Origin of the sequence: Bacteroides sp. AF34-31BH (assembly GCF_003602795.1) — a bacterium.
GTDB lineage: Bacteria > Bacteroidota > Bacteroidia > Bacteroidales > Bacteroidaceae > Bacteroides > Bacteroides uniformis.
Genome location: NZ_QTLV01000002.1, coordinates 537140 through 563549, shown reverse-complemented (window position 1 = coordinate 563549; position 26410 = coordinate 537140). Strand labels below are relative to the sequence as shown.

The 26410-nt window shown below is 49.4% G+C and carries 25 protein-coding genes; 3 read left to right on the top strand and 22 right to left on the bottom strand.

What is annotated here, in order from left to right; translation table 11 throughout:
- Positions 1 to 14 precede the first annotated feature (14 nt).
- The 11 genes from DWZ67_RS05925 to trpB form a co-directional block, all read right to left on the bottom strand.
- Positions 15 to 1181, bottom strand: coding sequence for a sugar transferase (locus DWZ67_RS05925; RefSeq protein ID WP_035458053.1), 1167 nt, complete (start codon positions 1179 to 1181; stop codon positions 15 to 17).
- Between the two features lie 18 nt (positions 1182 to 1199).
- Complete coding sequence (locus DWZ67_RS05920; protein WP_016273897.1) at positions 1200 to 1559, bottom strand: PleD family two-component system response regulator; 360 nt, start codon at positions 1557 to 1559, stop codon at positions 1200 to 1202.
- Positions 1560 to 1590: 31 nt separating this feature from the next.
- Entirely contained in the window at positions 1591 to 3876 is a 2286-nt protein-coding gene (locus tag DWZ67_RS05915) for an LruC domain-containing protein (RefSeq protein WP_120138361.1), read from the bottom strand.
- A gap of 180 nt (positions 3877 to 4056) precedes the next feature.
- On the bottom strand, positions 4057 to 5097 hold the full coding sequence (locus DWZ67_RS05910) for an asparaginase (RefSeq protein ID WP_117652636.1): 1041 nt from the start codon (positions 5095 to 5097) through the stop codon (positions 4057 to 4059).
- Positions 5098 to 5238: 141 nt separating this feature from the next.
- Positions 5239 to 6018: a tryptophan synthase subunit alpha gene (gene trpA, locus DWZ67_RS05905; protein WP_009038310.1), complete on the bottom strand. Its 780-nt coding sequence runs from the start codon at positions 6016 to 6018 to the stop codon at positions 5239 to 5241.
- A 169-nt stretch (positions 6019 to 6187) separates the two neighbouring features.
- Positions 6188 to 6811 (bottom strand): phosphoribosylanthranilate isomerase, encoded by a 624-nt coding sequence (locus DWZ67_RS05900; protein WP_005837318.1) that lies wholly within the window; start codon positions 6809 to 6811, stop codon positions 6188 to 6190.
- 96 nt (positions 6812 to 6907) lie between these two features.
- Positions 6908 to 7735: an indole-3-glycerol phosphate synthase TrpC gene (gene trpC, locus DWZ67_RS05895; RefSeq protein ID WP_120138359.1), complete on the bottom strand. Its 828-nt coding sequence runs from the start codon at positions 7733 to 7735 to the stop codon at positions 6908 to 6910.
- A gap of 4 nt (positions 7736 to 7739) precedes the next feature.
- On the bottom strand, positions 7740 to 8735 hold the full coding sequence (trpD, locus tag DWZ67_RS05890; protein ID WP_005837316.1) for an anthranilate phosphoribosyltransferase: 996 nt from the start codon (positions 8733 to 8735) through the stop codon (positions 7740 to 7742).
- A gap of 64 nt (positions 8736 to 8799) precedes the next feature.
- Positions 8800 to 9447 carry an anthranilate synthase component II gene (locus tag DWZ67_RS05885; RefSeq protein WP_120138357.1) on the bottom strand — a complete coding sequence of 216 codons (648 nt, stop codon included), beginning with the start codon at positions 9445 to 9447 and terminating at the stop codon, positions 8800 to 8802.
- Between the two features lie 146 nt (positions 9448 to 9593).
- Positions 9594 to 10994 (bottom strand): anthranilate synthase component I family protein, encoded by a 1401-nt coding sequence (locus DWZ67_RS05880; RefSeq protein ID WP_044467670.1) that lies wholly within the window; start codon positions 10992 to 10994, stop codon positions 9594 to 9596.
- Positions 10995 to 11056: 62 nt separating this feature from the next.
- Positions 11057 to 12232 carry a tryptophan synthase subunit beta gene (gene trpB, locus DWZ67_RS05875; RefSeq protein WP_171030456.1) on the bottom strand — a complete coding sequence of 392 codons (1176 nt, stop codon included), beginning with the start codon at positions 12230 to 12232 and terminating at the stop codon, positions 11057 to 11059.
- A gap of 628 nt (positions 12233 to 12860) precedes the next feature.
- Between trpB and DWZ67_RS05865 the strand changes: the two genes are divergently transcribed.
- Positions 12861 to 13436, top strand: a complete 576-nt coding sequence (locus DWZ67_RS05865; RefSeq protein WP_120138355.1) for an HdeD family acid-resistance protein — start codon at positions 12861 to 12863, stop codon at positions 13434 to 13436.
- Between the two features lie 85 nt (positions 13437 to 13521).
- On the opposite strand, the gene DWZ67_RS05860 is transcribed toward DWZ67_RS05865, so the two are convergent.
- The 11 genes from DWZ67_RS05860 to DWZ67_RS05810 all read right to left on the bottom strand — a co-directional run bounded on the left by DWZ67_RS05860 (position 13522) and on the right by DWZ67_RS05810 (position 24720).
- A complete protein-coding gene (locus DWZ67_RS05860; protein ID WP_120138353.1) occupies positions 13522 to 14820 on the bottom strand; it encodes a S28 family serine protease in 1299 nt (432 codons plus the stop codon).
- Between the two features lie 188 nt (positions 14821 to 15008).
- A complete protein-coding gene (locus tag DWZ67_RS05855) occupies positions 15009 to 17198 on the bottom strand; it encodes a glutamine synthetase III (RefSeq protein ID WP_005837309.1) in 2190 nt (729 codons plus the stop codon).
- Positions 17199 to 17243: 45 nt separating this feature from the next.
- Positions 17244 to 18512 (bottom strand): ammonium transporter, encoded by a 1269-nt coding sequence (locus DWZ67_RS05850; protein ID WP_057258582.1) that lies wholly within the window; start codon positions 18510 to 18512, stop codon positions 17244 to 17246.
- 58 nt (positions 18513 to 18570) lie between these two features.
- Entirely contained in the window at positions 18571 to 18927 is a 357-nt protein-coding gene (locus DWZ67_RS05845) for a P-II family nitrogen regulator (protein ID WP_005827548.1), read from the bottom strand.
- A gap of 78 nt (positions 18928 to 19005) precedes the next feature.
- Positions 19006 to 19731: a hypothetical protein gene (locus DWZ67_RS05840; protein WP_120138351.1), complete on the bottom strand. Its 726-nt coding sequence runs from the start codon at positions 19729 to 19731 to the stop codon at positions 19006 to 19008.
- A gap of 84 nt (positions 19732 to 19815) precedes the next feature.
- Positions 19816 to 21048, bottom strand: coding sequence for an LL-diaminopimelate aminotransferase (locus DWZ67_RS05835; RefSeq protein WP_120138349.1), 1233 nt, complete (start codon positions 21046 to 21048; stop codon positions 19816 to 19818).
- 27 nt (positions 21049 to 21075) lie between these two features.
- Positions 21076 to 21924 (bottom strand): diaminopimelate epimerase, encoded by an 849-nt coding sequence (dapF, locus tag DWZ67_RS05830; RefSeq protein ID WP_120138347.1) that lies wholly within the window; start codon positions 21922 to 21924, stop codon positions 21076 to 21078.
- Between the two features lie 340 nt (positions 21925 to 22264).
- Positions 22265 to 23029, bottom strand: a complete 765-nt coding sequence (locus DWZ67_RS05825) for a glycerophosphodiester phosphodiesterase family protein (RefSeq protein ID WP_005837303.1) — start codon at positions 23027 to 23029, stop codon at positions 22265 to 22267.
- A gap of 59 nt (positions 23030 to 23088) precedes the next feature.
- Positions 23089 to 23790: a Lin1244/Lin1753 domain-containing protein gene (locus DWZ67_RS05820; protein WP_005837302.1), complete on the bottom strand. Its 702-nt coding sequence runs from the start codon at positions 23788 to 23790 to the stop codon at positions 23089 to 23091.
- Between the two features lie 24 nt (positions 23791 to 23814).
- Positions 23815 to 24180: an SH3 beta-barrel fold-containing protein gene (locus tag DWZ67_RS05815; RefSeq protein ID WP_005837301.1), complete on the bottom strand. Its 366-nt coding sequence runs from the start codon at positions 24178 to 24180 to the stop codon at positions 23815 to 23817.
- Between the two features lie 180 nt (positions 24181 to 24360).
- Positions 24361 to 24720, bottom strand: a complete 360-nt coding sequence (locus tag DWZ67_RS05810; protein WP_005837300.1) for a hypothetical protein — start codon at positions 24718 to 24720, stop codon at positions 24361 to 24363.
- 615 nt (positions 24721 to 25335) lie between these two features.
- Between DWZ67_RS05810 and DWZ67_RS05805 the strand changes: the two genes are divergently transcribed.
- Positions 25336 to 25872 carry a UpxY family transcription antiterminator gene (locus tag DWZ67_RS05805; protein WP_034523189.1) on the top strand — a complete coding sequence of 179 codons (537 nt, stop codon included), beginning with the start codon at positions 25336 to 25338 and terminating at the stop codon, positions 25870 to 25872.
- A gap of 30 nt (positions 25873 to 25902) precedes the next feature.
- The gene (locus tag DWZ67_RS05800) at positions 25903 to 26388 is read left to right on the top strand and encodes a UpxZ family transcription anti-terminator antagonist (protein WP_120138345.1); all 486 of its coding nucleotides are present in this window, start codon (positions 25903 to 25905) and stop codon (positions 26386 to 26388) included.
- Positions 26389 to 26410 lie beyond the last annotated feature (22 nt).

The following is a 26410-nucleotide window of genomic DNA, read 5'->3' as shown; positions in this document are numbered from 1 at the left end:
CCTTAATTATTATTTTATACATTCTCTTTCTGCACAAACGCCGTCAGCGTCTTGCACAATATCTTCATGTCCAGCCAGAATGAAAATTCTTTGGTATATTTAATGTCCAGTTGCTTGCGCTCCTCGGCAGACATTTTTCCGGCGCCGCCTCGTTTCTCCACTTGCCACAGCCCTGTCAGTCCGGCGGGGGCCATGAAGCGCTCGATATATGCGTCGCTGGTCAGCAGTTCTGCTTCGTAGAGGGGCAGGGGGCGGTTGCCTACAATACTCATATCGCCCTTGAGGACGTTGAACAGTTGCGGCAGCTCGTCAATACTGTATTTCCGGATGAAACGGCCTACGCGGGTGACGCGGGGATCGTTTTCTATTTTTATAAATGTATTTTGCTTCTCTTGAGCTTTCTTTTTTAGAAAATCTTCTTCGGTGATGACAAAATCATCCGAAATGAGCAATGAAGCCTCTTCTTCAGAAGTGCCTGTCAGGTCGTCGAAACGAATGTCCGGTTGTTCGTCCGTCAACGTTTCTTCTATCCTATACTGATTGAGGGCATTCAACTCTTTCAGGCGCTTGTCTGCATTGGTGTACATGGAACGGAACTTCAGAAAATTGAATATCTGATAGTTGCTTCCCACGCGCTGGGATTTGTAAATCACTTTACCTTTACTCTCCATGCGGATAGCTATTGCTGTGGCAATGAGTAGCGGAGAAAGCACAATGAGTACTGCACACGCAAACAGTATATCGAAGATACGTTTCCACATAGGCAGGTGGAAGGTATTGAATATCTTGCGGTGCGACTGGCTGAACTCTTGTAGCTTATGTTCTTTGCGCAGTTGGAGAAATTTTGTCATCTGCCGGATGCTCTCTTCATCAGCTTGGGGGGGGAGGGTATTGTTGACCCCTGCCTGCAAATAAACCTTGCGGCTTTCTGTCTGCAGCCCCGGAGTGATGAGGATGATATAGACGCGCGGGAAACGTTTGTGCAGGAAGCTAATGTCTTGGCTGTCTTTTAGAGGTTCGTTCTGCTCGTAAAGAATGGAAGTGTTATATCGCTCGCGTATGCTGTCGATGACCTTTGCTGCCTTGTTGCTGGAGGAAACAGCCATGAACATGCCTCCTGTCACTTTGCTCAAGTGATTGATGGTGGACCGGTCATTACCTATGTAAATATAATATAACATATCCATTTGTTGTGTGTGTTAGAGGTATTTCTTGATACGGGCTTTCAGTTCCATAGGGTTGAAGGGTTTCAGAATGAAGTCTTCAGCTCCGGCTTCAAGCAGGTTGATGCGTTCGGTGGTACTCTCTTCGCTGGAAAGCATAACGACCGGGATGTGTCTGAAAAGTGCGTTTCCCTTCAGGTAGTGCAGGAATTCACTGCCGTTCATTCTGGGCATGCGGATGTCTGAAATGATGAGAGCAGGTTCATTCCCTTCATTCAACCATTCTATCGCCCGGAGGGGATCTTCAAAATATACCAGTTCGTTTTCTTTACCTAAATACACCGAGAGTACCTTGCCTATGGCAGGTTTGTCATCTACAAATAATATTTTCTTCATTGTTTATGCTAATTGTTTGCTGTTTTTCATATTATCTATATACATTTGCTTTCACCGGATTTGTGTACCAATCCTGATGGCTGCTGCGATTCTTTGCCCAATAAATGAAATCCGGATAGGCGCTGGCCGTAGGGTTGTCTGTACGTGAAATGTTGATAGTCTCTATCGGATAACGGAATCCGTAAGGTACGCAGATAGCCCATGTGTTGTTACCTGCCAAATCAAGATTTTCCTGTTGTACGGTTCCGGCAGCGGTGGCTCCATATCCCCAGAACTCGTAGAGGTGGACTTCCATGCGCTGCTGCATACTTTTATATTGGTAACAGATGAAGAAATCGAGGTTGTCTTTGGAAAACAGGGGTTCGGTCTTCGTCTGGTCTGCCAGTTCAATGATTATTTCATAGGTATACATATTGGCTGTGATACTGGTTCCTCCGGTATTAATCATAGTTCCGGGGCTTCTACCGAATACGTTGTGTACTTCACCCGCAATAGGGATAACGACACTGGGATCCCCATCTTCCATGTGTGTGCCACTGTTGTAGTTAAACAGACTGTACGGGTCGTCGAACGATGTCTGGAATCGTCTGTCGGCTCCTCCGGTGGTAATTTCTTTAATGTCGGATTTGCTGATACCTACTATACGAAGGCCTACACCAAGAGCTTTGGACGCTCCGGCAGCAGCAAGGGTCACATCGAGCTGGATGCGCTTGATGTGGTTTGTCTTTCCCTCAGTATGAAGAATTGTTTCTACGTCTAAAACCACGTCGTTGAAGTCATAGTCGCCTACCAACGGAAAATTATCCTCGAACACGTATGTATAAGGGATAGGGTCGGTAGGTGTCTCTGAGCCGGAGTCGCTGGGAGTGTTGCCTTCACCGGTACAGTCGCCGGCAGGAATGGTGATGGGGGATTCTCCCCATTTGGATATGGTTCCTTCAGTGTTCTTGATGGCATCAAGGAATTTAGCTTCCCACCAGATGTCCTCGGTGATATCATCGTCAATCTCTTTCACTTCATAATGAATGTTTCCCTGGCTGGAAAAATTCCCTATATCTTCAATTTTATTGATTTTTACCAGTGCATATTCATTGTTTGGGCCCATAAATTGTGCTTGTGACAATTCGGCTTCATCCAGTACGGTTATCATGGAGTTGTCACCCATTGTGACATGGGTGTTGTAATTATTGCTTTTATCTCCAAAATCTTCTATTTCTGCAGAGGAGGTGTCTCCCATGTTCAGTGTGCCTACAAATTCTTCCGCATATAGATAGCATCCGTTGTCTATAGTGATGTTGCTGTCGGTTTTCCCGATATAGGCTTTGCCCTGGTTGATGAATTTGCATCCGCTGTCGAAATTCATTTCATCGACACGTACGGTACCGCAATTATAGAATGCTCCTCCCTGGCTGACATGGAAATCATCTATTTCCATAGTGCCGGCATTGTAGTTGTAGCTGCCTCCGGATGCATTGGTCAATTCGATGTCGTTCCCTTTGATGGTTCCACCCGCGTAGACGATAAACCGGCTGGATTGTACTAAAGTGAAGGTGTGCTCGTCCGGTATCACGATTTCCCCTCCGTCAATCACATAGAATTCGAAGCCTCGTTCAACGGTCATGTTGTTTCCATTGGGTTCCCAGCTGCCTTCAATGATGATGATGGCCGGATTGTCACTTCCCATGCCGTCCTTGCTGATTTTATTCCTATATATATTGTCTTTGGAGATTTTGTAGGCTTTTCCGTTTTGAAAATCGGTATTCGGCCTTATTTCTTCGGCACTTGATAGCATTGCGGTGATTTCCGCCTCAGACTTTTCCGGTGAATAGGTCTCGATGCTGACACTGCGCGTCCATGCGGCACGTGTAGTTGCAGGGGAACTGCCGAAAGCGGCATGGAGCTGACCGTTTTGGATGGATACGTATTTTACTATGTTGCGGCTGTGTGCATCGGTGCGGCACACGAAAGCGCTCGTCAGCACAGAAGGGCAGTCCATGACGGTAGTAAATACAGTTGCATTATTGGTGGTGCCTTCTGCCAGCAGTTTGGCAGATGACCGGCTGATTAAGGGGTTCTTGTCGTAAATACGTATGGTATAGTCGATGCCGGTATCTTCGGATACAGAAACATTGACCCGGACCTGCTGAGTCATTTTCCAATCCATAGCCGGGTCTATGTTCTTGACCGGAAACCTGTCCTGATAGGCTGCTTTCACTTTTTCGGGGTTAAAAACATCGTCTTTACAACCCTGCAGCAGTATGCCTACTGTAAGAATAACAAGCGGCAGAAAGCGTTTGTATTGGATATTTTCTCCCATATTTTACATTTGTTTTGCTTGATTGTAAGCAAAAGTACGTTTATTTAAACTAATAAGCTTTATTAATGGGGGATAAAAGCGTGTTGGTTAACGCTTTTTAACGATTTTGCATGGATAGATAATGCAAGTTTGTCTTGAAAATTATCAATATTACTAAATGCCCTCTGTATTGCCGCTTTACTAAATCTTGGTGATTTCTCCTGCCAGGTCGGAATTCATGCGGTGGCGGATTTCGGCTTGGTTCAGTCCATGCCCCAGGAGGAACATGAGTTTGGTGACGGCACATTCGGGGGTACTGTCATAGCCGCTGATGACACCTGCCTGGAGAAGTTGCAGACCGGTTTCGTAACGTCCCATCTCGACGGCGCCACTTTGGCATTGGGTGATGTTGACGATGACAATGCCACGTTCGCTGGCTTCTTTCAGCTGGCGGATGAACCATTCTTTCTGGGGGGCATTGCCGGAACCGAAAGTCTTGAGGACCACGGCTTTCAGGCCGGGAACATGAAGCACGGAGTTGATAATGCTTTCCTGGATGCCGGGAAAGAGGGTGAGCACTACGACATTGGTGTCGAAAAGGTAGTGCGGCTTCATGGGGCGCGACGGGTCGGGACGGTGGATGAGGTGCTCGTTATAACGGATATGGATGCCTGCCTTTGCCAGTGCGGGATAGTTGAAGGAGCGGAAAGCATTGAAATTCTCGGCATTGATTTTGGTGGTACGGTTGCCCCGCATCAGCTCGTTCTCGAAGAAGATGCACACTTCGGGGACGATAGGAGTACCGTCCGGATGCTTGGCGGCGGCTATTTCAATGGCGGTGATGAGGTTCTCTTTCCCGTCGGTGCGCAGGGTGCCGATGGGAAGCTGGGAACCGGTGAGGATGACCGGCTTGGAAAGGTTCTCGAGCATGAAGCTGAGGGCGGAGGCTGTATAGGCCATCGTATCGGTACCGTGCAGGATGACGAAGCCGTCGAAATTGTCGTAGTTGTAGTTGATGATTTTTACAATCTTTGCCCAGAGGGAAGGCTCCATGTCGGAAGAGTCGATCGGTGGGTCGAACTGATAGGAAGAGATGCGGTAGTTGAAGCGCTTCAGTTCGGGAACATGCTGTAGCAGTTGGTCGAAGTTGAAGTTCTCAAGCGCACCGGTCTCGGGATTTTCTATCATTCCGATAGTTCCGCCAGTGTAAATCAATAGTACGGAAGGGCAATCGACTTTCATGATATTCGTATTAGAGCTTTTTTCGGGCACAAAGATAGTGAAATATGAGATGGGGAGAAAATAAAAGAGACAAGTCTTTGCAGATTTTGTCTCTTTTATTATTTCATTGCGAAAAATATATTGTATGAAATTTGAATAAGCTCACTGTTTCAAATCTTCCTTCAACTGCCTGATAGCCTTTTCCGCATCTCCTTCCTTCTCGTTGAGCAGCGTGACGAAGCGGCTGCCGATGATGGCACCGGATGAGTGGGCGCAAGCGGCATCGAATGTCTGCTTGTTGCTGATGCCGAAGCCTACCATGCGTGGATTGCGCAGGTTCATATCCTCTATCTTCTTGAAGTAGGCTTGCTTCCGGGTGTCGAAGTCTTTCTGGGCACCGGTGGTAGCGGCACTGGACACCAGATAGATGAAACCGTCGGTGTGGGCGTCTATTTCGCGGACGCGGGCTTCGCTGGTTTCGGGGGTGATGAGCATGATGACACGGATGTCATACTTCGAGGCGATGGCTTTGTAACTCTCTTCGTAATCGCGGAAAGGGAGGTCGGGAATGATGACGCCATCGATGCCGCATTCCACGCACTTCTGGCAGAAGGCTTCGAAGCCGAACTGCATGATGGGATTGAGGTATCCCATAAGGACAAGCGGGATGCGGACATCGCGACGGATGTCGCGCAATTGTTCGAAAAGCAGGCGGAGGGACATGCCGTTATGCAGGGCGCGGGTGGCGGCATTCTGGATGACAATGCCGTCGGCCATGGGGTCACTGAACGGAATTCCGATTTCAATCATGCTGACTCCGTTTCTTTCGAGGGCACGGATAACGTCGGCTGTACCGTCGAGGGTGGGACAGCCTGCACAAAAGTAAATGGACAGCAGATTCTTGGGGCTGTCCTGGAAAAGTTGGTTAATGCGGTTCAACATACTATTTCTATTTACAATTTTACAATTTACAATTTACTATTTGGCTGCGCAATATATGCTGCATGGTACGATTTACAATTTTACAATTTACTATTTACTATTTACCATGTACAATGTACAATTTGCCATGTGGCGTATATTGCGCAGCCAAATAGTAAATAGTAAATCGTCAAATCGTACCTCCCTTGAGTTCTTTCAGGAAGTTTGAGATGCGTTCCACATCCTTTATTCCCGGTGCCGTTTCGAAGCGGCTGTTGATGTCGATACCTGCGAAATAGGGATGGCGGAACTCCCGGAGGGCTTTTACGCTGTAGGGGTTGATGCCACCGCTGAGCAGGAACGGGGTGGGTCCGTTGTAGCGGTGCAGGAGGTTCCAGTCGAACTGGTTGCCGGAACCGCCGTACTGCGGGGTCTTGGTGTCGAAGAGGTAATAGTCGCACAGACCATTGTAGGCAGAAACGGAAAGCAGGTCCTTGGGCAGCAAGATGGAGAAAGCCTTGATGAGGTGCAGGCCTGCATTGCGCAGGGAACGGCAGTACTCGGGAGCCTCATTGCCATGCAGCTGGATGTAGTCCAGGCTGAAACGGTCGGCATACATCAGGATGTTTTCCTTACTTTCGTTGACAAAGACACCGACACGCTTGGCGCAGGCTGGCAGATACCCGGGCATCTGGCACAGACAACGGGGAGATTTTGGGTAGAAGATGAAACCAATCATATCTACACCTTGCAGTTCTACATTGCGGATGTTTTCTGCTTCGGTCATTCCGCATACTTTGATGAGAGGAGACATTTTATTTACGATTTACAATTTACTATTTACAATTTGGCTGCGCGATGTAACGCTGTATGAGAGACTTTTGTATTTACAATTATCAACTTTCAGCTTTTAATTATCAATTATGAGACTGTCTTGGATGAACTCTTTCAGGGTTTCGCCCGGATTGGCTGTTTTCATGAAGGTTTCGCCGATGAGGAAACCGCGGAAGCCGGCGGCACGCAGGCGGCAGATGGTTTCGGGGTCGGAGATGCCGCTTTCGGAGACAAGGAGCGGGGATGCCGGTCCGTGGGTGGCTTCGCGCAGTTGCCGGGCTATCCGGAAGGAGTTCTCCACATCGGTGACGAAAGAGCCGAGGTTGCGGTTGTTGACACCGACCATGTCGACCTCCTTATTTATATAGGAGAGTTCCGAAGGGCTGTGGATTTCGAGCAATACCTCCAGCCCGAGTTCGTGGGCTTGGGCGGTGAGGGTGCTACACTGCTCCGGACTGAGGCAGGCGGCAATGAGCAATACGGCGTCGGCACCTACGATGCAGGTTTGCAGAAGCTGGTACTCGTCGATGATGAAGTCCTTGCGCAGAATGGGGATGCGGACGAGCGGACGGGCCGTGCGGATGTCGCGCAGCGTACCGCCGAAGAACCTCTCATCCGTCAGGATGGAGAGGGCGGCGGCGCCGGCGGCTTCGTAGGCGGCGGGTATTTCCTCTGCCCGGGCAGCCTCGTTTATCCAGCCTTTGGAGGGTGAACGGCGTTTGAACTCGGAGATGATTCCTGTAGAAGAAGCGGCAAGGGCCTGCTTCATGCTGCGGCGGTGTGCCGCATTCTCCCGGATGATGACTCCGGCCTGCTCCTGCAACTGTTCCGGAGAGACGGTCTGCTTTTGCAGTTCAATCTCTGTTTGCTTATGGGCGATGATTTCGGACAGTATATCTTTCATTGCTTCATTTATTAATCTCGATAAATTTTTTCAGTGTCGCCAGCGCCCGTCCGCTATCCAATGATTCGCGTGCGATGGCGATGCACTCTTCAATCTCTTTCTGCGGCTCCATCACCTGGATGGCAAAGGCGGCGTTGACAATGACGCATTGCGTTTGTGCAGGTGTGGCATGCCCCGTAAGGATATTGTCGAAGATGCGGGCGGCATCTTCCTTGCATGCGCCGCCGAAGAGTTCTTCGGGACGGGCATCCTTGAAGCCGAGAGCCTGCGGACGGTAGATGCGCTCGTAGTTGCGGGTCATCACCTTGAACTCGTCCGTCAGGGAGATTTCGTCGTAGCTGTCGAGGCTGTTGACCACGGCAAAGTCAATGCCGAGCTTATAGAATACGTTGGTGTATAGGCGCATCTGCGAGAGGTCTGCCACACCGAGCAGCTGGTATGCCGGACAGCATGGATTCACCAACGGGCCGAGCAGATTGAACAAGGTGCGCACTCCCAACGTCTTGCGTACGGGACCGACAAACTTCATCGCCGGATTGAAAAGCTGGGCATGAAGGTAAGCGATGTTGCACTCCTCCATGCTGCGTTTCAGCGTGTCGGGGTTGTTGGTGAAGCGTACGCCGTGCTGCTCGATGACATTGCTGGCTCCGCTCACGGAAGTGGCTCCGTAGTTGCCGTGCTTGGCAACCTTGTAGCCGGCTCCCGCCACCACGAAGCAAGCGCAGGTGGAGATGTTGAAGGTGTTCTTTCCGTCGCCGCCCGTACCTACAATGTCGATGGGGCGATAGGGGGCGAAGTCGATGGGAAGGCGTGTCTCCATCAGTGCTTCGCGGAAACCGATAAGCTCGTCCACGGTGATGCTCCGCATCTGGAAGGCAGTGAGCAAGGCTGCTATCTGCGCCTCAGGATACATTTCCTTGGTGATGTTGAGGAGGATTTGTTTGGTTTCCTCCGACGTAAGCTCTTCGTGGTTGAAGAGACGGGTGAGTATTGCTTTCATCTTTTTATTTACGATTTGACGATTTACGATTTGACGATTGAATTTACTCTTTTTCTGAAGTGCCTCATTTGAAAAGCCAGTTTTTTACGATTGTTTTTCCGTCGGGTGTCAGTACCGATTCAGGATGGAACTGGATGCCGTGTATGTCATACTCCCGATGTTTCAGCGCCATGATTTGTCCTTCGGGGCTGATGGCGGTAATGGCAAGTTCGTCGGGAAACTCCTTCGTATCCACTACCCAGGAGTGGTATCGTCCGACGGGAATCCTATTGGGTAAACCGCAGAAGATATAGTCTTCTTCGAGAGAAATACCTTCATAATCCTTTCCCCCCAATCCTTCATCACTAATCCCTAATCCTTCCTCCCTCGTCCCTAATCCCTCACTCCTAATCCTTATCTCCGTCTGTACCCCATGGAATACCTCTTCCAGATTGACCAGCTTTCCGCCAAACACTTGTCCTATGGCTTGTTCGCCCAGGCAGACGCCAAGTATGGGTTTCCGTCCGGCATAGGTGCGGATGACATTCAGCAGCAGTCCGGCTTCCTCGGGGACACCGGGGCCGGGTGAGAGGATGATTTTATCGTATGGCTCCAATTCTTCGAGCCGGAATTTATCGTTGCGCAGCACATCCGTTTCTGCGCCAAGCTCTTTCACCAGATGGGCAAGGTTGTAGGTGAAGGAGTCGTAATTGTCTATGATAACTGTTTTCATCTTTTGTATTTACAATCTATTTTATTTACTATTTGACGATTTACGATGTACGATTGAAGTTACTTTATTTACGATGTACGATTTGGCTGCGCAATGTACGTCGCATGGCAAATCGTACATCGTAAATCGTCAAATCGTACATAAACTCACATTTTTTCTGCCATCTCAATCGCCTTTTTCAGTGCGCCGAGCTTGTTGTTCACCTCTTGCAGTTCGTACTCGTCGTTGCTCTTGGCCACGATGCCGCCGCCTGCCTGGAACCAGAGGACACCGTTGCGGCTGACAAAAGTACGAATCGTAATCGCCTGGTTCAGCGAGCCGTTCAGTCCGATGAAACCGATGCAGCCGCCGTAGGCTCCACGGTTGTGCGGTTCCAGCTGGCTGATGAGTTGCATGGCGCGTACCTTGGGGGCGCCGCTCAGGGTACCGGCAGGGAAGGTGTCGATGAAGGCCTTGACGGGGTCGGCCTCTTCGCGGAGCGTTCCGCTGACACGGCTGACGAGGTGGATGACATGGCTGTAATACTGCATCTCCTTATAGAAGTCCACCTTTACATCGTGGCAGTTGCGGGAGAGGTCGTTGCGGGCAAGGTCCACCAGCATCACGTGTTCGGCGTTCTCTTTGGGGTCGTCGTGCAGGTACCGGGCATTGAGGGCATCCTGCTCTGCATCGCCGGTGCGCTTCGTGGTTCCGGCAATGGGGTCGATATAGGCATGGCGGCCTTCGATGCGGCAATGGGTTTCGGGGGACGAGCCGAAAATGCGGAAGCCTCCGAAGTCGAAATAGAACAGATAGGGAGAAGGGTTGATGCTGCGCAGGGCACGGTAGAGCTTGAAGTCATCGCCTGTGAAACGCTGCTCGAACCGGCGGGAGAGGACTATCTGGAAAACGTCGCCGCGCAGACAGTGGGCGATGCCCCGGCGGATATTCGCCTTGTGCTCCTCGTCCGTAAGCGGAGAGGTGGTGGGGCCGATGGCGCGGAAATCGTAGGCGGTGTAGTTACGGTTATGGATGGCCTTCTGCACCTGGTCCAGTTCGCTGGTCTCGCCGGGCGCCAGCATCTCGAGGAGTAGCATCTCATTCTTGAAGTCGTTGAAGACGATGAGGTACTTATATAATATGTACAGCATGTCCGGCGCATCGTTGGTAGCTTCGCGGCTGTCCTTCACGGGGATATTCTCGAAGTAGCGGACAGCATTGAAGGAGGTGTATCCGTAGAGTCCGCAGTAATTGCTGTATTCGCCCTCCACGCGGAAGCGGCAGAGGAAATCGTTCAGTGCGTTTTCCACCCGGTATGCATCGGTTATGGGATGCTCTTCGCGGCTGTCGTCCGGCAGGCGGAAGATAGCCGTGCCGTGGTCTATGCTGACACTAGCCAGCGGACACAGAGCGATGAACGAACGGTTGTTCTCACTGCCGTGATAGTCGGAACTCTCCATAAGTGCGCTCTGCGGAAAGATGTCACGCACCTTCAGATACGTGCTCACCGGCGTATGCAAGTCACCGAGCATGGTGCGGCTGATTGTTTTATAATCATATTGTTTCATTGTATCTTGTATTTTATTTCATTGTATCTCGTATTTTCAAATAACTCATCACTTATAACTCATCACTCATCACTCAAATACGTCTCTATATCCTTATCCCCCCGTCCCGACACCGTCAGCACCACCACGTCCGTCGGCTTGAACTTCATCTTCTCCAGCGCACCCAGTGCGTGGGCACTTTCCAATGCGGGGATGATGCCTTCGAGCCGGGTCAGTTCGTAGGCGGCGCGGATGGCTTCATCGTCGTTGACGGCGAGGACGATGGCACGTTTCTGCTTGGCAAGGTTGGCGTGCATGGGGCCGATGCCCGGATAGTCCAGTCCGGCAGAGATGGAATAGGGCTCTTCTATCTGTCCGTCCTCGTTCTGGATGACGTAGGTGCGCGAGCCGTGGATGATGCCCATCTTGCCGAGGGCGATGGTGGCGGCTGTCATTCCCGTTTCAATGCCTTTTCCTCCGGCTTCGGCGAGGACGATTTGCACGTGCGGGTCGTTGACGTAGTGATAGATGGTGCCGGCTGCATTGCTTCCTCCGCCTACGCAGGCGATGAGGTAGTCGGGGCATTCGCGTCCCTCGTGTTCAAGGAGCTGCTTCCTTATTTCTTCGCTGATGACAGACTGCAGGCGTGCCACCATGTCGGGGTACGGATGCGGGCCGACGGTGGACCCTATCACGTAGTAGGTGTCCGACGGATGGCAGCACCAGTCGCGGATGGCTTCGTTGGTGGCGTCCTTCAACGTCATATTACCACTGGTGACGGGAACGACGGTGGCGCCGAGCATCTTCATCTTCTCCACATTGACGCGCTGGCGCTCTACGTCGGTCTTACCCATGTAGACGATGCATTCCATGTTCATCAAGGCGCAGACGGTGGCTGTGGCCACACCGTGCTGTCCGGCTCCGGTTTCGGCGATGATGCGGCGCTTGCCCATGCGGCGTGCCAGCAACACCTGCCCGATGCTGTTGTTGATTTTGTGGGCACCGGTGTGGTTCAGGTCTTCACGCTTGAGGTAAATCCGGCAACCGTACTTCTCGGACAAGCGGTGTGCCAAGTAGAGTGGGGAAGGGCGTCCCACGTAGTCGCGCAGCAACTGGTCGTATTCACGCTTGAAGTCCTCACTTTGCAGCACCTTGAGGTAGGTGTTCTGCAACTCTTCTACACATTTGTGGAGGATTTCGGGAACGTATGCCCCGCCGAACTCTCCGTAATAACCTTCTTTGTCAACTAAGAAATTCATCATGTTATTTACTATTTGACGATTTACTATTTACTATTTCAGAAATCAAAACGCATTATTGCTTAAACGAAAAAAGCCCCGTCGCTTGGTGCGACAGGGCTCTTTTTGTTTTTTACTATATATTACATATATACATACGAGCGCTGCTCCCTTACGACTGTCGGAGTTGTAACGGGTGCCACCACCAATATGTATTTACTAACATTGTTTTCATTGACTTTTTTTGTTTTATCGGGGGCAAAGACAGTGCAAACCGAATGTATAATAAAATGAACTTGTTCATTTTTTATGCTGAGGTGCAGCCTGTCTTCGTTTTCGCGACAAATATAAGCACTTTGTTTTAACTGCCAAAATAAATATGACTTTTTTTCTGGATAAGAACATTTTTCTTGAAATATTGTTCTTATAAGTGTAGTAAAAACGAATATTCATTCAAAAAAAGAAAGGAACAAACTATGAATAGAAAACATTTAGTTGCCATAGGCGTGGTTATTGCTGTACTGTTGTTATTATACTGGCTTTTTGTGGCCGAAGATATGAATGCCTGGCTGAATGTAAACTGATTTTTCGGGATTTTCGTGTGGAGTTATTCGGATAAAGATGTATCTTCGCAAAAAAACATAGACTCATGAAAGGATTAAGTTATTCATTTTTGCGTGCTATATGTGCGCTGGTTATCGGTTTGGTGCTGGTGATGTTTCCCGACCAGGCGGGTGATTACTTTGTGATTACGATAGGTGTCATTTTCCTGGTGCCTTCGCTTATCAGCATCATAGGCTACTTTGCACAGAGCACGGAGATGCGCAGCCGTTTCCCTATCGAGGGAGTGGGCAGCCTGCTGTTTGGCTTGTGGCTGATTATCATGCCCGGTTTCTTTGCCGATTTGCTGACATTTGTATTGGGATTTATCCTGGTGATGGGAGGAGTGCAACAGATTACCTCGCTTTCCGCTGCCCGTCGCTGGATGCCGGTACCGGGAGGTTTTTATGTGGTTCCGGTATTGATTCTGCTTGCCGGCTTGGTTGCGCTGTTCAATCCTACGGGAGTACGCTCCACGGCATTTATCATTATCGGTATCAGCAGTCTGGTCTATGCGGCTTCGGAACTGCTGAACTGGTTCAAGTTTACGCGTCGCCGCCCGAAGACACCGGATGCTTCAGTAAAGGCAGTGGACGATATTGAGGATGCACAAATTATAGAATAAAAAAACAGACCATCTGTTGAGGTTGAACAGATGGTCTGTCAGGAGTAAACGGATGGTCTGTTCATGCCACACGGACCATCCGTTTTTATTGTTTCAACCATTCATTTATCAGCTCCATCACTTGCTTCTTTTCCTCTTCGGGCAGTGTGCCGATGCGTGCCCGATGGCTTCCGCCGGGCTCTACGAATACATGGATGTTTTTCTTTCCTTTCAGCCAGGTCACTCCGGCAGCTGTCCACGGGTCGTTCTGTCCGTAGATGAATATCATTTTCGGGTCATTCTCTTTCAGGAACTTCGTGATTTTCTTGCTTAGGGTCTTGTCGAAGGGCATGTCTTTCAGCTCTTCGGGAAGCATCAGACGATGCAGGTAATCCTTGCTCGATTGGATGGAAAGATACTTCTTGAAAGGCTTCGTATCGTAGCCGTAATAGCCCAGTTCGCGGGCGGCCTGCACGAAGAATGAGGCTGTGGGACTGTCGGCAATGAAGTAGTCGGGATTACTGATGTTGAGCAGATGGGCAAATATCTCATCGTCCGAGGCCGTGGTGGCAGGGATGCTGCTGACGGGAGTTCCCCACTGCCAAAGGGCAAAAGAATACTCCAGCACGCAATAGTCGTATATCTCTTCAACGGGCGCACGGAACTTGAGTCCTTTTTCATTGCAATATTTCTCAAAGCGGGGGAGCAGTGCGGCTTTCCGTTTCAACACTTCCAACTGGAAGTCCTCAATCCGTTTGCGGTCCTCCGGAGTAGACACTTTCCTGAGGAAAGGCTCGTGGCGTCCGTCTTCCACCCCGTAGCAGAGCGGAGCTACATAAGGCACGGAAATATCCACGTCGTCCGGATAGAACGTGCGGTAGAGCAGGGTAGTCTGCCCGCCCTTGCTGATGCCGGTCGCAATCCATTTGCCGGGATAGATGCTTTTAAAGGCGTTGCGGACGGCGTGCAGGTCGTCTGCAGAATTCTCGGCGGTGAGGTATTGCCAGTCTTTAGGCTCAGGGGTGGATTCCAGGAAATAACGGTATTCCACAAAAATCATGTTGGCATCGAGCAGCTCGGAAAGTTCCTCGCGATACTTGGGATTGAGGGCATAGGCGGCTCCATAGCCTTCGGTTACAATCACCGTGGGACGGTCGAAGCCGACGTGGGAGACAATCACACGCTGGCGGAAACTGCCCTTTTCGGGACGACGGTGGTCCAACGGCTGGGTAAAATAGGTTACATACTTCTCGGAGAACCGGGTGGACTCCAACGGACGGGTTTCCGTAATGGTGGAAATCCGACCCAGTTTTTGCTGCAGATCGGTTTGTGCCGGGGCGGCAGCCGAAACGGACAGCAAGGCAAACAGCAGGAACGCTGCATAGCAGTTACGTAAATTCTTCATGATGACAGGATTGTTTTATCTGACGGGCAAAGATAGGTTATTTCCCGCTTACCGCCAACAGTTGGCATGGACGAAAAAAAGAGAGAGAACTGCCTCGCGGCACCTCTCCCCCCTGCAAACTTAAAACAACCAACAAAAGAATGAGATAGGGATTAAGGATTCATCCTTCATCCTTCATCCTTCATTTTTCATCTTATAAACAGTAACTCGCGATATTTGGGCAACGTCCACATCTGATTGTCGACGATGAGTTCCAGCTTGTCGATGTGGTAACGGATTTCCTCCATCATCGGTACGATGTTGTCGTGGTAGGCGATGGCTTTTTCACGTTCACTCTCAATTTTGTTGGCCACTTTGCGCGCCTCGATCATGGCATCCACATGCTCCTTGATGAAGGCGGTACGGTCGGCAATCTCTTCGATGAGTTCCAGATTCTTGGCAGACAGTTTTGCAGCCTTCTCTGCGGGGAACAGGTCTTTCATCTTGTAGACGTTGTCAATCAAATCCGACTGATACTGTGTAGCTACGGGGATAATGTGGTTCATGGCCAAATCTCCGAGCACGCGGGCTTCAATCTGTATTTTCTTGGTGTACATTTCCCATTTCACCTCGTTACGGGCTTCCAGTTCCTTCTTCGTCATGACACCGATGGACTCGAACATCCGGATGCTCTCCGGTTTCAGGTAGTTGTCGAAGATGACGGGAACACTTGTCTCGCAGTCCAGACCGCGGCGGGCTGCTTCGGCTTTCCATTCATCGCTGTAACCGTTGCCGTCAAAGTGGATGGGTTTGCAGACTTTGATGTACCGGCGGATGACTTCGAGGATGGCGGAGATTTTCGGCTCCCCCTTTTCAATCAGTTCGTCCACATCTTTCTTGAATTCCACCAACTGCTCGGCAAGGGCGGAGTTCAGCGCAATCATGGCACTGGCGCAGTTGGCTTCGGAACCCACGGCGCGGAACTCGAAGCGGTTGCCGGTGAAGGCGAACGGGCTGGTGCGGTTGCGGTCGGTATTGTCTATCATCAGTTCCGGAATCTGCGGGATGTCCAGCTTCATGCCTTGCTTGCCGCTGAGGCTGACGAGGTCGTCCTTGGTGCTCTCTTCGATGTGTTCCAGCACCTGGCTCAACTGCTTGCCCAGGAAGGAAGAGATGATGGCCGGAGGCGCTTCGTTGGCACCCAGCCGGTGGGCGTTCGTCGCACTGGAGATGGAGGCTTTCAGCAATCCGTTGTGACGGTATACGGCCATCAGCGTATTCACTACGAAGGTGATGAAACGCAGGTTCTCTTCGGGCAGTTTGCCGGGTGCGTGGAGCAGGATACCGGTGTCCGTACCCAGCGACCAGTTATTATGCTTGCCGCTACCGTTGACACCCTTGAAGGGCTTTTCGTGCAACAGTACGCGGAAACCGTGGTTACGTGCCACTTTACGCATCAAGGCCATGATGAGCATGTTGTGGTCTACCGCCAGGTTGCATTCCTCGAAGACGGGAGCCAGCTCGAACTGGTTGGGAGCCACTTCGTTGTGACGGGTCTTGACGGGGATGCCGAGTTTCAGCGCTTCGATTTCCAGTTCCTTCATGAAAGCGGCCACACGGCTGGGGATGGCCCCGAAGTAGTGGTCTTCCAACTGCTGGTTTTTGGCGCTGTCATGGCCCATCAGCGTGCGTCCGGTCATCAGCAGGTCGGGGCGTGCGGCGTACAACCCTTCGTCAACCAGAAAATATTCCTGCTCCCAGCCCAGATAGGCAACCACTTTCTTTACTTCCGGATTGAAATAGTGGCATACGTCGACGGCAGCCTTGTCTACGGCACGCAGGGCTTTCAGCAACGGTGCCTTGTAGTCCAGAGACTCACCGGTATAGGCGATGAAAATAGTCGGGATGCAGAGCGTGTCGTCTACGATGAATGCCGGGGAGGAGGGGTCCCATGCCGAGTAGCCACGTGCCTCGAACGTATTGCGGATACCGCCGTTCGGGAAACTGGAAGCGTCCGGTTCCTGCTGCACGAGCAGTTTGCCGGTGAATTCCTCCATCACGCCGCCTTTGCCGTCGTGTTCCACAAAAGCGTCGTGCTTTTCGGCAGTACCTTCGGTCAGCGGATGAAACCAGTGCGTATAGTGGGTCGCCCCCATTTCAACCGCCCATTTCTTCATACCTGCGGCAACCTCGTCGGCTATGCTGCGGTCCAGCGGAGCTCCGTTGTCAATCACATCCGTCAGCTTGGCATACACCTTGCTCGGCAGATAGCGGAACATCTTCTCCTTGTTGAATACATACTTGGCAAAATACTCTGACGGACGTTCCGCCGGGACTGCCACTGCAACGGGTTTCTTCTTGAACGCCGTCTCTACTACTCTGAATCTCAATTTTGACATAATACCTTAGAGTTGTAATTGTTGGTTTAATAAAATATAAAATCATTATGCACCGTAGGCAGACTCGCCGTGTTCGTAAATGTCGAGTCCTTCTTCCTCCACACGTTTGGAAACGCGGAGGCCGTGGATTTTGTCGAGTCCTTTGAAGATGATGAATCCCATGCCTGCTGCCCATGCGCCTACTACGAGTGCACCGAATACCTGCGCTCCGAGAAAGCTCCAGCCTGCACCGTAAAACAGTCCCTCACTGGTGGAAAACAGTCCGGTGAGGATGGTTCCCGTGAAACCGCAGACGCCGTGTACGGAACTGGCCCCTACGGGGTCGTCAATTTTCAGTGTCCGGTCGATGAATTCCACCGAATAAATCATCAGGATGCCGCAGATGGTGCCGATGATTACCGCCCCGAAGGAAGAAACCATGTCACAACCGGCCGTGATGCCTACCAATCCGGCCAGAATGCCATTCAGTGTCAGAGACAAGGAGGGTTTGCCATATTTCATCCAGCTTACCGCCAATGCAAAGAAACCGCCTGCGCAGGCTGCCAGATTGGTGGTGAGGAATACATGCGAGATGGCCCTTGCATCGTCCGTAGTGGCTGCTGCCAACTGTGAACCGGGGTTGAAGCCGAACCATCCGAACCAAAGGATGAATACACCCAGTGCCGCAATCGTGAGGTTATGTCCCGGAATGGCTCTTGACTTGCCGTCTTTGCCGTATTTCCCGATGCGCGGGCCGAGGATGGCCGCACCTACCAGGGCAATCCAGCCGCCTACGGAGTGGACGATGGTGGAACCTGCGAAGTCATGGAAAGTTGTTCCGAATGTTTCCATCATGAAGGAACCTGCCTCACCGTTCATCAGCCAGCCGCCGCCCCAAGTCCAGTGACCGGAAACGGGATAAATCAGCACACTGATGAAGATGGTGTAAACCAGGTACATGGAGAATTTGGTACGTTCTGCCATAGCGCCGGACACGATGGTGGCAGCCGTTGCGCAGAATACAGTCTGGAATACCAGGAAACCTTCTGTGGGAAGCCCGCCTCCGTCGTAGAACGAGAGGTCGAAGAAATGGGGCATTCCTATGAATCCGCCTGCACCGAACATCAGTCCGAAACCGATGAACCAGTAGAGCAGACTGCCAAACATGAAGTCAACGAAGTTCTTCATCAGGATATTGGCCGTATTTTTTACTCTGGTAAAACCGGCTTCGACCAGTGCAAAGCCCGGCTGCATGAAGAATACCAGCATGGCTGCAAGCAGCATCCATACAGTGTTCAGTCCGTTGGTCAGTTCACTTAAAATAAGTTTATCCATAATTTCTTGTTGCTTTTAGTTGTATTGTATTTTCTTGGTTGTGGTTTGTAGCTGCCCGTTATCTTTCTTGTTCGGCATTGTAGAGTGCGATGTCGCCTCTCTCTGCTGTACGTATGCGTATGGCATCCTCAATGGGGATGACGAAGATACGTCCGTCGCCGATTTCACCGGTTTGTGCAGATTTGATGATGGCTTGTACGGTCTTTTCCGCATTCTTGTCGCGCACCACGATGGAGATAAGGATGCGCTCGATGGAACTGGTGTCGTACATGACACCACGGTAGATACGGGCTTGTCTGGATTTCCCGATGCCCCGTACATCATAATAGGAGAACCATTCGATGTCCGCTTCGAGCAGCGCGTCCTTCACGTCCTCGAACTTGGTCTTTCGGATAATAGCTTCAATCTTTTTCATACCTTAAATAATTTACGATTTGACAATTTACAATTTACTATTTGCCTTTCGGCGTGTGTAAATCATAGTTCTTTGCTTTTAGAAGCTTAGTCCGACTACGAAATAGGCACCTTCAGACCTTGGATTCCAGGTTGCTTTGGCAAACAACGGGAGGGAGAAGGAATCGGTGATTTTGATGTCTTTTGATACTCCCAGGCTGATGTCGCATACGGCAAAGCCGTTGGCTCCATAGAAGTCCGTGGCCCAAGGGGTAGCACCTATCTCTGCCGTCCAGTCCAGTCCGCCCAGTGTGAAGGGGGCTGCCACGGAGATGTAGGATGAATAAGCACGGTCACCGTCTTTGTCAACACCGTCGTCGCCTGCAAAGTTGGTGTACCAGTTTACGGCTACGGGGCCGAAATCATAACCGATTTGCGCTTCGAACAGATGTGAGTTGGCAACATTGTGTGCACCGTACTGGAAGTATTTGGCTGTCACCCCATCTCCGGTCACGTTGTACCAGTAGTCCGTCACTGATATGCTGAAGCCTCCGGTTGAATATCCCAGTATGAGGTCGAACTCTTTCGTGTCCGAACTCTCGATGCCTACGGAGCCCCAAGCTCCCAGAGAGAAACCTTTGTAGGCGATGGATGCGTTCGGTTGGAGGCTTACCCCTCCCAAATCCTGGCCACGCCACACGTAACCGCTTACGAGGTCGACGCCTACCGATGCTTCCACTTTATCCTGAGCCTTTGCCGTGAAAGGCATTGCCATTGATAATAGCGCCATTGCCATTATTACCCATTTTACACTTCTTGTTTTCATACCTTTTTACCTTTAAATTTAGAAAAATTCCGGATGATCAGTCCGACTCGATTATAGCAAGTACTTCACTAATTCAATTGTTTTTTATTTCAGCCACTTCCGGATGCGCTTCATGGCTTCCACGCAATCTTCGTGTTTTCCAAAGGCCGTCAGCCGGATATATCCTTCACCACTGGGGCCGAAACCTACGCCCGGCGTGCCCACTACATTGGCCTCATACAGCATTTGTTCAAAGAACCGCCAGGAGCCCGTTCCGTCAGGTGTTTTCAGCCAGATGTAAGGAGCGTTCACACCGCCGTAGACTTTCAGTCCGGCCGCTTCAAGGCCCTGCTTCATAGTGTGGGCATTGTCCATATAGTAATCTATCGTTTCCTTTATCTGCCGTTGTCCTTCCGGTGTATAGATGGCTTCCGCCGCCCGTTGGGTGATGTAGCTGGTGCCGTTGAACTTGGTGCATTGGCGGCGGTTCCAGAGCTTGTTCAGCGGGATGCGTTCGCCTTCCAGCGTGGCGGCAGTGAGTTCTTTCGGCACAACGGTGTAGCCGCAGCGTACTCCCGTGAATCCGGCAGTCTTCGAGAAGCTGCGGAACTCGATGGCGCATTTCTTCGCTCCCTTTATCTCATAGATGGAGTGGGGTACGTCATCTTCGCGGATGAAGGCTTCGTAGGCGGCATCGAACAGAATCAGCGTGTCGTTGGCGAGCGCATAGTCCACCCATTTCTTCAGCTCGGGCTTGGTCAGGGTGGTGCCCGTGGGGTTGTTGGGGTAGCAGAGGTAGACGATGTCGATGCGCTTGTCCGGAATCTCCGGGATGAAGTCGTTCTCGGCGGTACAAGGCATGTAGGTGACGTTGCTCCATTGGCCGTTTTCCTCCAATACTCCGGCACGTCCGCACATCACGTTGCTGTCTATATAGACCGGATAAATAGGGTCGGTCACGCCTACACTGTTGTCGTGGCGGAGAATGTCACCGATGTTTCCCGTGTCGCTCTTTGCTCCGTCGTTCACGAAGATTTCCGTAGGACCGAAGTGGATGCCGCGTGGAAGGTAATCGTGCTTGATGATGGCTTCTATCAAGAAGTCGTATCCTTGCTCGGGACCATATCCACGGAATGTCCGTGCGTCAGCCATCTCCTCCACTGCCTTGTGCATCGCTTCGATGCAGACCGGTGGCAGTGGCCGGGTAACGTCTCCGATACCCAGACGGATGACCTCTTGCTTGGGATGTGTTATCCTGAAAGTATTTACCTTCTTGGCTATGTCTGAAAACAGATAACTGCCCGGTAGCTTTAAAAAATGTTCGTTTACTAATGCCATAATCTTTTCTTGGTTGATAGTTGGTGATTAGTCAATTAATTCAATTTTGCCGTCGAATACTTTGGTGGCTTCTCCCGTCATCAGTACATGCCTGGTGGCGATGTCCCATCGGATGGTGAGTGAGCCTCCGTCCATGATGATGATGGATTCCCTTCCTGCGCGTCCGGTGAGGAAGGCTGCCACGGCGGTGGCACAAGCTCCGGTTCCGCAGGCTTGGGTGATGCCCGAGCCTCGTTCCCAGACACGCATCCTTATTTTTCCTTCTCCCAATATCTGGGCAAATTCTACATTGATGCGTCCGGGGAAGAGAGGGTGATTCTCCAGTTTGGGACCGATGACTGTAAGGTCGATGGCTTCAATATCATTGACAAAGATTACCAGATGCGGGTTTCCCATGGATACGGTGGTCCCTACATATCGTTCTCCGTCCATTTCGATGGGCTGTTCTTTCATCGGTTTGGCTCCTTTGCCGTCGTAGTCTGCCGGTTCGTCGGCAGGTATGCCCATGTCTACGGTTACAGAGTTGACCTTTCCGTCTGCCAAGTGCAGGTTTAGCATCCTTATACCTGACAGTGTATCGAGTGCGATTTCTGTTTTGGAGGTCAGTCCGTAGTCAAAAAGATATTTTCCGATGCAGCGGCTTGCATTGCCGCACATCCGGGCCTCCGAGCCGTCGGCATTGAATATCCGCATGCTGAAATCGGCCTTGTCCGAAGAACCGATAAGTACCAGACCGTCACTTCCAATTCCCGTATGCGGTGCACTCCATGCCCTCGCAAGCTCTTCCGGATGGCTGATAGGATATTGGGTCGTATCTACATAAATGTAGTCGTTTCCGGCACCGTGCATCTTGGTGAATTTTATAGCTCTTGTCATTTTGTCCTTTATTGGTTGGTTAGTATGTCCTTTTGTTCTATTTCGATGCAAATATACGACGTTTTGTTTTATAATTAACTGTAAAGCATATCTATTTTCTATTATTTTTTAGCGAAACTTTCATTCAATGAGAATATCTACTGTCAGGCTTTCAATTTAAAAGCATATGGCTTTGTTTTTATATAAATTGTAATCCATGTGAAAGTTTAGTTTGATTCAAAATAAGAAAAAAGATTTTTTATAAGACTAATTGCTATCTTTTTGAAAACAAGAAACCGCTCCATTGCGGACATAATGAAGCGGTTTGTTTGGTTTTTGTTTCTAAATGTATAAGGAGCGGCTATTTTTTCTTTAAAATTTCTTCCAGCACTACCGGTTCATTGGTTGTGATGAAATCTACTCCTTGGCTGATGAGCCATTCCATGTCTTTGGCTTCGTTTACGGTCCAGGCGTTTACTTTCATGCCGAGGTCGTGGCATTCCTTTATCCATTCAGGATGTTTTTGGAAGACACTGAAGTGATAGTCGGGACCGGCACAACCCCATGCTTTCAACTCCTTGGGGGTAAGGTCACCGGTCAGGTAGTAGACGGGGGTGCCTTTGGGTGCCAGACGGATAAACTCCTTGGTGGCATGTTGGGAGAAGGTGATATATTCCGTACGGTCCTCCAGCCCTTTGTCCTTTATCATTTTTACGATGCCCTCTACGGCTCGTGTTTCCTGTTCGGGGGTCTTGTGGGCTTTCAGTTCGAGGATAAGGCGGGTTTTCAGGCTTTTTGCCTTGTCCAGATACTGTTGCAGGGTAGGGAGTTGTTCGCCGTTGTCCAGTTGTACGGCGGTGCATACCTTGGCTGTGGCATCTTGCATAGTCACGCCTTTAAAGGTGGCGTCATGATTGACAACCAGCTGATTGTCTGTGGTGAGCCAAACGTCGAACTCGGAGCCGTAGCAGTGGATAGAATCAGCCTTTACAAGTGCGGCAAGGGAGTTCTGAGCCGAACCGTCTGTAGTCCAGAAACCACGGTGGGCAATGACTTCCTGGGCCTGGATAGTGCCGCATGCAGCAAAGAGCAGGGCAGAAGCAAAAAATAGTTTTTTCAGATTCATAATGATTAGGGTGTTTTGTTTTGAACGCAAAGATAAGTATTATATTTCTTTTATTAAATCTAACCCCTGAGTAATTTCAGTATGTACTTTCCGGGCATCACGATGCGGGCTTTCAGTTGGGGTGAGCTGTTCAACTCATATAGGATTTTCCAGATTTTCCCTCCCAGTTTTCCAAAATCTGTCAGTCTCAGGATGGCATTCAAATCGTGGATGTCGGTTACTTTCTGCCTTGCCAGCTCTTCCATCAGGCCTTGGTAATTATGCGTCTGTCTGTTGAGCGTGTACTCCGGTGGAGTCAGAAGAATCTCCTCCTTCCTTCTTCCCGTCTCCCCTTGGGGAGATAGAGAGGGGGTTTCTTTATTCTCTTTATTTAGTTTATTTGCTAAAGCGCTGCTTGTCTTGGCATCCCTGATTCTCTGCTGGTTAACCAGTCCACCGCGACGTCCGGCCTCCTTTTTAGCTTCTTGTTGGGCGTCCCATGGCTCCATGCGGCGGCTTAGTCCGGGGGATGAGAAGCTTGTCTCATTCACCTCGAACAGCGCATAGTCATAGATGATTCGCTTCAGTGTGGCGGTTGTCACCCTTGCTTTTTGTGCCAGTATGGGAATCACTTTCAGGCTGGCTTTATATTCGTTCTGCAATCTGAGGAATTCGAGCACTGTCCAGTAAATGCCATATCCTTTCATACCTTCTTCTTGTATCATAATCATTAATTTTAAGTTGCTGCCGGCATTGGCATCATGTAGTAAATAAGCCTCCATAGCTTTTGATATTGGTGTTTTTTGTTAGTTTACTATCGGTCTCCACTCCATAAAATTCTCAATCAGAAAAGTCCGCCAGCCTTGTTGTTCCGCGTCCCAATAGGCTACGTGAGCTTTAATGCTTGTCATGTCATGTTTCTTTTTGAAGTCGCTTTCGTAGGAAACAAGGGTTCCTCTTCCCATGTAGAAGCTGCCGTCCTGCTTTCGGTAGGCTATCAATGCATATCCGTATCGCATGTATTCCAATAGGGAATTTATGCGCTGTGCCATCCATTGTACAGACTCCATGCTCAATGTCGTGTTTTCCGTAATCCGTTTTTCCCATAGTTTTTTTGTTTTTTCTGTTTTGGATACAAATTGCTCCTCAAATTCAGTTTTCTCTTTTCCCATTTTTTATGTTTTTAGGGTTATTAAATGTATGATAATCAGCAATGAAAAAGGGCTACTCCTTTCAGTACGGATGGCTACGCCCTTGCCTTGTTGAGGCTACACCATCCGACGAGAAAGGTGTAGCCCTTCTGTCCGGTTGCTGACGGGGGCAAAATTACTGCCTTTCCAGGTACTGAACTATCAGTGATTTATCCTTACATCATATCCGTATGGGTCAATCAGTGTGGTATCTTCCCGTTTTATGATGGCCCATACCTTCTCCAATTCGGTAATTATCGTGCTGTAAGTCAAAGGCTTTTGCTCTCCTCTGGCTCTCTTTGTGAAGTTTTCGGATGCTACGAGCAGTTTGGCTATATCCGTTATTTTTCTAATTTTTGTGCCTTCAAAATAGCCTGATTTAAAGGCTCTTAAGTAACCTACATAAACATGGGTCTGGTCTCCGTAGTAAACCCGTTCTGACAATAGCTTTTCATCCACTATGGAACTGTGTTCTTTTACTTTTGTTGCTTTTAGTTTCTGTGTATCAGATTGATACGACATGCTTCTCTGTTCGTTACTGTTGAGATGCTTCTTTTTTTGAGTTCTTTCATTTGTGTAATTCTTCGTTCGTTTAACTGTTTTTTATTCTGGTTAAAAAATGCGAAAGTATAAAAAGTGAGGGAGAAATAAGGGAATTTTGGAGGGAAATGTGAAGGGCGAGTTGTAAATGGTTGATATATAAGATGATATGCTGTTTAAAAAACGTACGTTTAATGAACGCAAAGATAGAGACGTTTTTTGTAATGGCAAAATGTTTGATAGAAAAATGTTCCTAATAATAAATAATGACAAGTATATTACATTGAATTTCAGCAGTATATGCAATATATGTAATCAGTTAAAATCTTCTTATTTTTAGCTCTTTGAGTATGTCTTGTATAAGTTCGAAATAGGTGTTTTTTTAACGTACGATTAAAAAACGCTTTTTTGTTTCTAATACGTTCGTTTATAGTCTCTTACCAAAAGGTAATGAACAACCGCAGAGAATCTGTTGACAAGAAGGGCATAGTGCTTGTCAAACTTCCCATAAAATGCTCGCAAGTGATTGAACTACAGTTCTGTAATAGTAGTTCAAAGCCCCCAAGGAATACCTTTTTCTAAGTAAAATTAGCAAGAATAGAAATGGATAAAGAGACCGAAGTTTGGTTTGCTATGCGTGCCACATACCGCAGGGAGCTTGAAGCTATGCATCTTCTCGAAAAGGCAAATATTGGCTGTTTCATTCCCATGCAATATAAGATAAGTATCTGTAGGGGCAGGAAAGTCCGTGCTTTGGTTCCCGTCATCCGTAATCTGGTTTTTGTCCACGCACGTCCTTCCGAAGTGCAGCGATTTAAGTCTCAAATTACTTATTTGCAATATATTACTGATACCCGTAGCGGTCAGAAAATAATCATTCCCGACCATGATATGCAGCGTTTCATAGCCGTCGCCGGTACCTACAATGACCATCTTCTCTATTTCCAACCCGAAGAACTGAATCTCTCCAAAGGTACGAAAGTCCGTATCACCGGTGGCGACTTCGAGGGTCAAGAAGGTGTTTTTCTAAAGGTAAAAGGTGCCCGTGATCGTCGTGTAGTGATTGCTATACAAGGTATCATCGCCGTTGCCATGGCGACCATCCATCCAGACCTCATTGAAGTAATCCGCTAGTCTTTAATTTTTAATTTATAATTACTACTCATGTCTCTTTTAGAAGAAGCACTCCTCCTTCAGCGTGCCGCGCACGATCTGATGTATTTGGGTATGGACGGTAGTCCTATTTATAGTGATGACTTGTCCCGTCGTAACAGCGAAGTCTATCGCTTGACCACAACTTTGTATAATTTAGGCACCTGGGGTACCACGGTGGAGGAGCAGGCAAATGTCTGTCTTGTTCTCTTGAAAGGGTATAGTGCCTCGTTCATTGACCATGGTGAAAAACAGCAGCATGTGCAGGAGGTATTGAAGCGCTGTTGGGATATTTTGGATATTCTTCCTGCTTCATTACTAAAGCTTCGTCTGCTCACTGCTTGCTATGGTGAGGTGTTTGATGAGGCTTTGGTGGATGAAGCCCGTTCCATCATTGCCTCTTGGAGTGTTGCATCACTGACTGCCGAGCAGCAGGAAGCAGTTGACGAGTTTCAGAATGTGGTGGATAATCCTTATCCATGGGAGGAAATGGAATAAAAATGTATAAATAGAATTTCTC

Excerpts from the sequence above, each read along its gene's own strand:
- DWZ67_RS05925 (WP_035458053.1), bottom strand. The coding sequence starts at position 1,181 with ATGTTATATTATATTTACATAGGTAATGACCGGTCCACCATCAATCAC.
- DWZ67_RS05920 (WP_016273897.1), bottom strand. The coding sequence starts at position 1,559 with ATGAAGAAAATATTATTTGTAGATGACAAACCTGCCATAGGCAAGGTA.
- DWZ67_RS05915 (WP_120138361.1), bottom strand. The coding sequence starts at position 3,876 with ATGGGAGAAAATATCCAATACAAACGCTTTCTGCCGCTTGTTATTCTT.
- DWZ67_RS05910 (WP_117652636.1), bottom strand. The coding sequence starts at position 5,097 with ATGAAAGTCGATTGCCCTTCCGTACTATTGATTTACACTGGCGGAACT.
- trpA (WP_009038310.1), bottom strand. The coding sequence starts at position 6,018 with ATGTTGAACCGCATTAACCAACTTTTCCAGGACAGCCCCAAGAATCTG.
- DWZ67_RS05900 (WP_005837318.1), bottom strand. The coding sequence starts at position 6,811 with ATGTCTCCTCTCATCAAAGTATGCGGAATGACCGAAGCAGAAAACATC.
- trpC (WP_120138359.1), bottom strand. The coding sequence starts at position 7,735 with ATGAAAGATATACTGTCCGAAATCATCGCCCATAAGCAAACAGAGATT.
- trpD (WP_005837316.1), bottom strand. The coding sequence starts at position 8,735 with ATGAAAGCAATACTCACCCGTCTCTTCAACCACGAAGAGCTTACGTCG.
- DWZ67_RS05885 (WP_120138357.1), bottom strand. The coding sequence starts at position 9,447 with ATGAAAACAGTTATCATAGACAATTACGACTCCTTCACCTACAACCTT.
- DWZ67_RS05880 (WP_044467670.1), bottom strand. The coding sequence starts at position 10,994 with ATGAAACAATATGATTATAAAACAATCAGCCGCACCATGCTCGGTGAC.
- trpB (WP_171030456.1), bottom strand. The coding sequence starts at position 12,232 with ATGAATTTCTTAGTTGACAAAGAAGGTTATTACGGAGAGTTCGGCGGG.
- DWZ67_RS05865 (WP_120138355.1), top strand. The coding sequence starts at position 12,861 with ATGAAAGGATTAAGTTATTCATTTTTGCGTGCTATATGTGCGCTGGTT.
- DWZ67_RS05860 (WP_120138353.1), bottom strand. The coding sequence starts at position 14,820 with ATGAAGAATTTACGTAACTGCTATGCAGCGTTCCTGCTGTTTGCCTTG.
- DWZ67_RS05855 (WP_005837309.1), bottom strand. The coding sequence starts at position 17,198 with ATGTCAAAATTGAGATTCAGAGTAGTAGAGACGGCGTTCAAGAAGAAA.
- DWZ67_RS05850 (WP_057258582.1), bottom strand. The coding sequence starts at position 18,512 with ATGGATAAACTTATTTTAAGTGAACTGACCAACGGACTGAACACTGTA.
- DWZ67_RS05845 (WP_005827548.1), bottom strand. The coding sequence starts at position 18,927 with ATGAAAAAGATTGAAGCTATTATCCGAAAGACCAAGTTCGAGGACGTG.
- DWZ67_RS05840 (WP_120138351.1), bottom strand. The coding sequence starts at position 19,731 with ATGAAAACAAGAAGTGTAAAATGGGTAATAATGGCAATGGCGCTATTA.
- DWZ67_RS05835 (WP_120138349.1), bottom strand. The coding sequence starts at position 21,048 with ATGGCATTAGTAAACGAACATTTTTTAAAGCTACCGGGCAGTTATCTG.
- dapF (WP_120138347.1), bottom strand. The coding sequence starts at position 21,924 with ATGACAAGAGCTATAAAATTCACCAAGATGCACGGTGCCGGAAACGAC.
- DWZ67_RS05825 (WP_005837303.1), bottom strand. The coding sequence starts at position 23,029 with ATGAATCTGAAAAAACTATTTTTTGCTTCTGCCCTGCTCTTTGCTGCA.
- DWZ67_RS05820 (WP_005837302.1), bottom strand. The coding sequence starts at position 23,790 with ATGGAGGCTTATTTACTACATGATGCCAATGCCGGCAGCAACTTAAAA.
- DWZ67_RS05815 (WP_005837301.1), bottom strand. The coding sequence starts at position 24,180 with ATGGGAAAAGAGAAAACTGAATTTGAGGAGCAATTTGTATCCAAAACA.
- DWZ67_RS05810 (WP_005837300.1), bottom strand. The coding sequence starts at position 24,720 with ATGTCGTATCAATCTGATACACAGAAACTAAAAGCAACAAAAGTAAAA.
- DWZ67_RS05800 (WP_120138345.1), top strand. The coding sequence starts at position 25,903 with ATGTCTCTTTTAGAAGAAGCACTCCTCCTTCAGCGTGCCGCGCACGAT.